This window comes from Planococcus sp. ISL-109, assembly GCF_018613655.1.
Lineage (GTDB): Bacteria > Bacillota > Bacilli > Bacillales_A > Planococcaceae > Planococcus.
On the sequence record NZ_JAGGPW010000017.1, the window covers coordinates 1 to 1,999 of the forward strand.

Annotated in this window: 3 protein-coding genes and 1 pseudogene; 2 read left to right on the forward strand and 2 right to left on the reverse strand. The window is 43.0% G+C overall.

Translation table 11 applies throughout. From position 1 onward, the window contains the following. On the forward strand, nt 1–481 hold a 481-nt coding region (locus J7E21_RS12310), incomplete at its 5' end, for a metallophosphoesterase (protein ID WP_483313497.1). A gap of 130 nt (nt 482–611) precedes the next feature. Here J7E21_RS12310 and J7E21_RS12315 read toward each other — a convergent pair. After that, complete coding sequence (locus J7E21_RS12315) at nt 612–875, reverse strand: EAL domain-containing protein (protein WP_215108159.1); 264 nt, start codon at nt 873–875, stop codon at nt 612–614. 14 nt (nt 876–889) lie between these two features. On the opposite strand from J7E21_RS12315, the pseudogene J7E21_RS12320 reads away from it, so the two are divergent. Next, nucleotides 890–1,135 (forward strand): annotated as a pseudogene (locus tag J7E21_RS12320) (transposase); the annotation flags it as partial. 105 nt (nt 1,136–1,240) lie between these two features. Here the strand turns inward: J7E21_RS12320 and J7E21_RS12325 are convergent. Continuing rightward, nucleotides 1,241–1,873 carry a recombinase family protein gene (locus tag J7E21_RS12325; RefSeq protein ID WP_215108161.1) on the reverse strand — a complete coding sequence of 211 codons (633 nt, stop codon included), beginning with the start codon at nt 1,871–1,873 and terminating at the stop codon, nt 1,241–1,243. Nucleotides 1,874–1,999: the final 126 nt, after the last annotated feature.

Genomic DNA, 1,999 nt, shown 5'->3' on the forward strand with positions numbered 1-1,999 from the left:
TAAAATGCGCCAGGCACTAGAAGACATCGGCGTACAAATTTTGCATAATGAATCTAGTTTGATCAATGCACAAGGCGAGGTTTTGCCTGAAGGAGAATCCGGGCTTTTCATCGCAGGTGTCGGTTCGAACTGGATGGACCAAGATGACGCGGACCAAGCTTTAGAAGCAATCCCGACTGATGCTCCCCGGGTCGTTATGATGCACAATCCGAGTTCTTTTGAAAAGTTCCCGGAAAATTCAGCCCCATTTGCAGTAGCAGGTCATACACACGGTGGTCAAATTAGGCTTCCAGGATTGTCTGGCTGGTCATGGATGGCTCTCACTTCAGAAGAGGAAGTGCATACCGATGGTTGGATAGACGATTATGGAGCAGACGGCAATCAATTGTACGTTAACCGTGGAATTGGCATGAGCGCCGTTCCAATTCGAATTCACGCCAAACCAGAGCTGACAATATTTACATTAGTTGCAGCAGAATGATAAAACAACTCACAGAAAAAGGCATCCCTTCTCCGATAATTGGAGAAGGGATGCCTTTTTCGTATTTATCTAGTTTCCGACAAATCACGCCTTATATCTCTTACACTTTTCCAACCTCATTTTACGATGCTCACGAGCTAAGAGATTTCAATTGGTTTTCACCTCCCTGTTGGAGAAGTGCTTCAAGTATTTCTCCAGGAAAAGGCTTCGAAAACAAGTAGCCCTGCCCAAGGCGGCAGTTGTTTTGCAATAGGATAGCTCGTTGCCTCGGGGTTTCTATCCCTTCTGCAATTACATTTAAATTCAAGGTCAAACACAGGTCAATAATCGCCTTCATCATGGAGTGATGTTTTGGCTTTTCAATTTCATCGACGAAGGACTTATCGATTTTGATTGTATCAACCCTTTATCTTCACTTTCTACGACTTTCCGAAATCCATTTGGCGCAGCATCTATTCGACGAACCTAATCGAGTCATTCAACAAGAAAGTGAAGAAATACAGCAAGCGCAAGGAGCAATTCCCCAACGAGGATTCCTTGGACCGCTTCCAGGTTTCCCAGTTTGAAATTTACAACCAGAACTTCTCCACCCGTTGCCATATTGGGTTCGACAAAGCTCGCGCAGAGCTGGCTGAGATGTTCAAGCAGGCTTAATCAACATACATACAAGAAAAGGATTTACTTATTTACACATAATTCTTGACGCTCTCAACGCCTAATATGTGCCTTAAAGAAAAAACGGAAAAAGAGTTTCTTCTATTATAATAGGTTACCTGTCTCTTCTTCGAGTGCTTTGACCAATTTATAAAAACTGGTTTTTTTCACTCCGGCTTCCTGCATGGCTTCGACTGCTGTTAACTCCGTGGCTTTCCATTTTCTATAAACCTCTTTGAATTCTTCTGAAACAAAAACTGTCGGTCTTCCAAATTGAATGCCGTTTTGCAGCGCCAAGTCAATTCCTTCACGCTGCCGTTTCCGGATGCGTTCGCGTTCTTCTTCTGCCATCCAGGAAAGAATCTGTAAAACTAAGTCTGCAATAAATGTTCCCATGCTGTCTTTGTATTGAGTGGTATCGAGTAATGGCATATCCAGCACCACAATGTCGGCTTCAATATTTTTCGTCAGGTCATTCCATTCCTGGAGGATTTCTTCTTTATTCCGGCCGAACCGATCTAGCGAGTGGATATACAAAATGTCGCCCTTCCGAATGACACGTTTCAATAATTGATAATTCGCCCGTTCGAAGTTTTTTCCACTTTGCTTATCTAAATATACATCCCGTTCAGTGATGCCCATTTTCCGCATGGCTTCCAATTGACGACCTTCGTTTTGATCTTTGCTGCTGACACGTATGTAGCCAAATTTGCGATGTTTGTAACCGTCAAGTGGAATTGATGAAATTACGACAATTAAGTTTGATGATTTATTTCTGGAAATAACGTCTTCCGATGTTTCATGCGGAGACTGTCCGTATCGCTATAAGAAATGATTTGGCTACGATGCAACAACCGGTCCAAA